6 protein-coding genes and 1 pseudogene are annotated in these 5,265 nt (G+C 62.3%); 4 read left to right on the top strand and 3 right to left on the bottom strand.

What is annotated here, in order from left to right; translation table 11 throughout:
• The 3 genes and pseudogenes from VFU66_RS06975 to VFU66_RS06965 all read right to left on the bottom strand — a co-directional run.
• Positions 1-726: pseudogene (locus VFU66_RS06975) on the bottom strand (DNA recombination protein RmuC); the annotation flags it as partial.
• 27 nt (positions 727-753) lie between these two features.
• The gene (gene folP / locus VFU66_RS06970; protein WP_326445523.1) at positions 754-1,656 is read right to left on the bottom strand and encodes a dihydropteroate synthase; all 903 of its coding nucleotides are present in this window, start codon (positions 1,654-1,656) and stop codon (positions 754-756) included.
• Positions 1,657-1,705: 49 nt separating this feature from the next.
• Positions 1,706-2,164 carry a nuclear transport factor 2 family protein gene (locus VFU66_RS06965; RefSeq protein WP_326445522.1) on the bottom strand — a complete coding sequence of 153 codons (459 nt, stop codon included), beginning with the start codon at positions 2,162-2,164 and terminating at the stop codon, positions 1,706-1,708.
• 132 nt (positions 2,165-2,296) lie between these two features.
• Here VFU66_RS06965 and dacB point away from each other — a divergent pair, with 132 nt between their 5' ends.
• The 4 genes from dacB to VFU66_RS06945 form a co-directional block, all read left to right on the top strand.
• On the top strand, positions 2,297-3,892 hold the full coding sequence (gene dacB / locus VFU66_RS06960) for a D-alanyl-D-alanine carboxypeptidase/D-alanyl-D-alanine endopeptidase (protein WP_326445521.1): 1,596 nt from the start codon (positions 2,297-2,299) through the stop codon (positions 3,890-3,892).
• A gap of 33 nt (positions 3,893-3,925) precedes the next feature.
• Complete coding sequence (locus VFU66_RS06955; protein ID WP_326445520.1) at positions 3,926-4,279, top strand: c-type cytochrome; 354 nt, start codon at positions 3,926-3,928, stop codon at positions 4,277-4,279.
• Between the two features lie 12 nt (positions 4,280-4,291).
• Positions 4,292-4,657, top strand: coding sequence for a hypothetical protein (locus VFU66_RS06950; RefSeq protein ID WP_326445519.1), 366 nt, complete (start codon positions 4,292-4,294; stop codon positions 4,655-4,657).
• A gap of 31 nt (positions 4,658-4,688) precedes the next feature.
• Positions 4,689-5,265: lipoyl synthase (locus VFU66_RS06945; RefSeq protein ID WP_326445518.1), on the top strand; the 577-nt coding region annotated here is incomplete at its 3' end.

Here is a 5,265-nt window from a genome sequence, read left to right as displayed (position 1 = left end):
GTTCGAGAAGATGCGGTTCAGGTCGTTGACGCCGGAGGTGAGCAGCGTCATTTCGCCGAGACCGGTGTGGACCTTCATCAACTGGTCGCTGACCGCGCCAAAGGACTCCGTCAGGCGTGTCTGGAGCGTCGATTGCAGCTTTTCATCGACGGTGGCGCGCATCTGTTCGAGTTTCTCCGCGTTGCTCTGATTGATTTGGTTGAGGCGTTCTTCGACGGCGGTGCGAAGCTGGTTCTGATGGGTTGTGTTGGCGGTCATCAGGTCGGTCAACTTCGTGTTGAGCGACTCCCGCACATCGTTCTGGCTGCGCGTCGTCTCGGAGGTGAAGCTGGTCAGCCGCTGCGTGAGCGCGTCAAGTTGTTGCTGAATGGAGCCGCGAAGCTGGTCGCCTGAAGTCTTATTGTCCTCGCGGAAGCTGGTGAGTCCGTGTTGCAGCGTTGTGCCAAGCGTAGCGATGCTGCCGGTGGTCTCGGTGCGAAGCGTGGCGAAGTTGGCTGCGCTGGCTTCGCGGCTGCGCTGGGCTTCATCTGCGATGTCAGTGCGCATCTGCGCAAAGGCACTGCGCGCCTGCTCGTCTGACGCCTGTGCACGGGCATCGAGCCGCATGAGCTGGTCGGGCAACTGCGCCAGACGCGGGTCCTGCTCCGGCATCGGCGGTTTGCGGACGAGCAGGATGATGAGGGCGATAAGGATGACGATCTGGAGCGCAATCAGGGCGATGAGCATTTCGACTTTCCTTCGCCCATCAGCGTATCACTCCCGGCTGTGCAAGGAGGAGGCCAATAGGCGGTCGGCCACGGCGGCAGCCTCGACGGCAGGGCGGACGTCGTGGACGCGGAGGATGTGTGCGCCGTTGAGGATGGCGATGGTGTTGGCAGCGAGTGTGACGCTCAGGCGGTCTCCTGACGACAGACTTCCGGGGAGCGCGTAGACGAGGAAGCTCTTGCGGGAGACTCCCGCCAGGATGGGCTGGTTGAGCTGGAGTAGCTGGTCCAGATGCGCCAGCAGCGGATAGTTTTCGTCGAGCCGCTTGCCGAAGCCGAAGCCGGGGTCGAGGACGATTTTGTCGCGCGGGATGCCGGCGACGAGCGCGGCATCGAGGCGATCCTGGAGGCCAGCGAGGACGAGCGGGACGACGTCGTCGGCAGCGAGCGGCGGCTGGTTGCGCCAGTCCTGCGGGCGGCCTCGGGTGTGCATCAGGATGACTCCGCAGCCCGTTCTCGCGCAGGTGCTGGACATCGCCGGGTCCCACTGGTGGCCGCTGACGTCGTTGACGATTTCGACCCCGGCTGCGAGGGCGTGTCCGGCAGTGCTGGCGTGGAAGGTATCGACGGAGAGGATGGCTTCGGGGTGTGCTTTCGCGAGCGATTCGATGACCGGCAGGATGCGCGCCTGCTCTTCGTCGGGTGTGAGCGGTGTGGCGTTGGGGCGGGTGGATTCGCCACCGATGTCGAGAATGTCGGCTCCTTCATCAAGCATCTGGAGCGCGTGTGCGATGGCGCGGTCGGGCGCTGTCTCGGGCGAGTAGAAGTGGCCGCCGTCAGAGAAGCTGTCGGGCGTGACGTTGAGGATGCCCATGATGCGCGTCCGCTCGCCCAGCGCAAGGCGGCGGGTGCGGAGATGCCAGTCGAACTGCGGGCGTCGCGCGAAGGACATGGAAGAACAGTGTAGGACAGATGCGGGATTGGAGCAGGAACCGCAGCTTCTATCTCTGGTCTTCCGCCTGGTATGCGGACATACCGCCCAGTATTTGCCATCCTCCGGGCGTTCTGAGCCATGTGTGTGTGATGCGGCTGGTCCGGGGCCTGCCATTCCCGCTCTTATCTGCCCAGACGGCGGTCAGCATGTAGTAGGTCACGACGATGTTGCCGTTTGCGAGGCTTCCCTCGGGTTGAAGTGAATAGGATTTAAGTCGCACGCCTTTCGCGGCGTACTGTTCGAGCCAGTCGGCGATGTGGTCTTCTCGCTCAGGTTTTGCATTGACGTAGGGCCAGCCCACGAAATCTTTATGCCACAACGCTCGATAGCCGGCCAGATCGACTGCCTTCACATCTTCCCAGTAGGAGTGCTCCAGTTTCCAGACAGCGGCTTCGCTGGAAGATTGTTGGGCAAGAGCAACTCCGGCCGAGAGCGTCAGCAGGAGTGCGATACACATCGCTCTCATGTTCAAGGTCTCCATCCTCTCAAGTCCGCTCAGAATGAGCCGGTCGATTGATGCATTGTTTGCCGGCAAAGTATACGCGTTGTCCGCGCCCCCTCAGTAAATATGGGGCGGCTGGGATGCTAGACTGCGCGGATGAAGAGGTTTGCGGTCTGCTGCGCTTTAATTTTGTCGATTGGAACGACGTGCCTTCCTGCCAATGCAAGGGTCCGTCATAAACGGCACAAGCCGAAGCCGCTGAAGGTGCAGGTTGCGACGCTGCTGAAGGACCCGGCGGTTTCGCGGGCGCACTGGGGCATCTACGTGACCCGGATGGACGGCAAACCCATCTATGCGATGAATGAGGCACAGCTTTTTCAGCCTGCCTCAAATAACAAGATGTTCACGACGGCGACGGCACTGGCCCTGCTGGGGCCGGAGACGACTTACGAGACGAAGATCGTCGGCCAAGGCGTGTTTGACGGCCACGCGAAGCTGAGGGGCAATGTCGTGCTGGTCGGCGCGGGCGATGCGAACCTTTCGGGTCGCACGTTGCCGTATGTCGAGCCGGTCGATCGACCGAATCCCGCTCCGCCTGCGCCAGACCCGCTGCGGTATCTGGCGCAGATGGCTGACCAGGTAGCTGCCACGGGGCTGAAGGTGGTCAACGGTGACATTGTGGGCGACGACACGCTCTTCCCGTGGGAGCCTTACGCCGAGGACTGGACGATCGACGATGCGGTGTGGGGCTATGGCGCGCCGGTCTCGGCGTTGACGATCAACGACAACCAGATCAAAGTGACCGTAACACCGGGTGCGTCTGTAGGGGCGCAGGCAACGTTTTCGCTCTTACCTGCCATTTCCTACTACAAGATCGTGTCGGACATACAGACGGTTGGGGCAAACGGGCCGACGTCAATCTTCTATGAGCGGCTGCCCGGATCGAAGGACCTTCGCATCTACGGCACCATTGCACTGAACGCTTCGCCTGATGTGGAAGAGATTGCGATTGATGATCCGGCAGAGTACGCGGCTGTGGCGTTGAAGGCGATGCTGGACGCGCGCGGGATCGAAGTGACGGGCAGGGCACGTGCGGAGCACAGGCTCCCGACCGACACGCAGGGCCTTCTGGCGGTATCTTCGCAGCCCGTCGCTGATCTCACCCAGCGAGCGGCGGCCGCAGCCGCGAACCCGGCGGAAAAACTGCTCGCCTCGCACACCTCGCCGCCGCTGGAAGAAAATCTCGTCGTGACGAACAAGGTGAGCCAGAACCTTCATGCGGAGTTGTTTTTGCATCATCTCGGTATCGCGGTGCTGGGCGACGGCTCTACGGCCAGTGGGGCGCGCGTGGTGCGGGCGTTTCTGACCGGAAGGGTGGGGATCGATCCCGACGATTTTATCTTTTTCGATGGTTCCGGCTTGAGCGGGCATGATCTCGTGACGCCTCGGGCCGCGGCGAAGCTGTTGCAGTATGCGACGACGCAGCCGTGGTTTGCGGACTGGAAGCGTTCGCTGCCGATCGGCGGCGAGGACGGCACGCTGGCGGAGCGGTTTCCGAAGCTTCCGATCAAGGACCACCTCTTCGCCAAGACGGGCACGCTGGGCGAGGCGCGCGCGCTGAGCGGCTATCTGGAGTGCGCCAGCGGCAAGACGGTCATCTTCTCCGTCATGGTCGACAACCACACGCCGCGCACCCACGCCGATCGCGACACGATGGACAAGATCGTCGCGGCCATTGCCGAGACGAATTAGCTCGTGCAGGTTGTGGATGCGACAATGGAAGAGATGAGAGTTTTTGTTCGTCTGGCCGCGCTTGCGGCGTTTGCCATGCTGACGGCGGGATGCAAGCACGCGGCTCCGCCGACTCCGCTGGACCAGTTGAATGCGCAGCAGATGAGCGGGCACGCGGTGTTTCAGGCGCGCTGCGCCACCTGCCACGCTGACCGCACCGATGCCAAGCTGCACGGGCCGCCGCTGTTGGGCGTCTTCAAAAAGCCATATCTGCCCAGCGGCGCTCCGGCTAATGACGACCGCGTGACTGACACCATCCTGCACGGGCACGGCCTGATGCCCGCGATGGGCAACACCATGGACCAGCAGGACGTGAACGACGTGCTGGCTTATCTGCATACTCTGTGAATTGCTGACTCTATGACTGCCGAAACCAAACCGAACGTGCGAGGACAGATGCTGCCGGGAATCGCCGGCATCTGTATGTTCATGATCTTTATGACCATGCTGAATGCCTATGCGGCGCTGCATGGATCATTCGGCAATGGAACGACGAAGTACGCCGTGCTTGCAATCTGTACGCTGCTGGCCGTGGGCATTTTTGGTCTGCTGCGGCTCAAAAAGTGGGGCTGGGCGCTGGTGACGGCGGGGTGCCTTCTGCTGAGCGTCGGCGACTTCTTCTACTTTGAGCGCACGCATGCGGGATTTTTTCTGGTACGCGGGCTGTTCGACCTGCTCTTCTTCCTCTATCTGGCGCGCACCGAAGTGCGGGAACGGCTGCTGTAGTCCGGCGGCCTGCCCCGGTACAATAAAGAGGATGACCCCGACCGCCGAGCTGGTGCAGATCGACCTGGCCCCGAAGAAGCCCGCCCCCAAGCCTGCATGGCTGAAGGCGAAGGCGCCGATGGGCGAGACCTTCCACGCGCTCAAAACAATGGCGCGCGAGCTGGAGTTGCATACCGTCTGCGAGAGCGCCCACTGCCCCAACATCGGCGAGTGCTGGAACCAGAAGGCCGCCACCTTCATGATGCTGGGTAATCTCTGCACCAGGCGCTGCGGCTTCTGCGCTGTGCCGAAGGGCAAACCCGAGCCGATTGACTTTGACGAACCCCGCCGCGTGGCTTATGCCGTCGCGCAGCTTGGCCTTAACCACGCCGTCGTCACCAGCGTGAACCGCGACGACGATAATCTTGGCGCGGCGCGCGCGTTTGTTATGGTCATCGAGGAGATTCGCAAGCAGGCCCCCGGGTGCCGCGTCGAGGTGCTGACGCCGGACTTTCAGGGGGTGGAAGAGTCTCTGCGCATGGTCCTCGCCGCGCAGCCTGAGATTCTGAACCACAACATCGAGACGGTGCCGCGGCTCTACCGTATTGCCAAGTCGGGCGGTCGCTACG

It is taken from the genome of Edaphobacter sp., assembly GCF_035763405.1.
Classification (GTDB): Bacteria; Acidobacteriota; Terriglobia; order Terriglobales; family Acidobacteriaceae; genus Edaphobacter.
The sequence above is the reverse complement of the archived record's forward strand: the minus strand, read 5'-3'. Positions and strand labels throughout refer to the sequence as shown.

Excerpts from the sequence above, each read along its gene's own strand:
- folP (WP_326445523.1), bottom strand. The coding sequence starts at position 1,656 with ATGTCCTTCGCGCGACGCCCGCAGTTCGACTGGCATCTCCGCACCCGC.
- VFU66_RS06965 (WP_326445522.1), bottom strand. The coding sequence starts at position 2,164 with ATGAGAGCGATGTGTATCGCACTCCTGCTGACGCTCTCGGCCGGAGTT.
- dacB (WP_326445521.1), top strand. The coding sequence starts at position 2,297 with ATGAAGAGGTTTGCGGTCTGCTGCGCTTTAATTTTGTCGATTGGAACG.
- VFU66_RS06955 (WP_326445520.1), top strand. The coding sequence starts at position 3,926 with ATGAGAGTTTTTGTTCGTCTGGCCGCGCTTGCGGCGTTTGCCATGCTG.
- VFU66_RS06950 (WP_326445519.1), top strand. The coding sequence starts at position 4,292 with ATGACTGCCGAAACCAAACCGAACGTGCGAGGACAGATGCTGCCGGGA.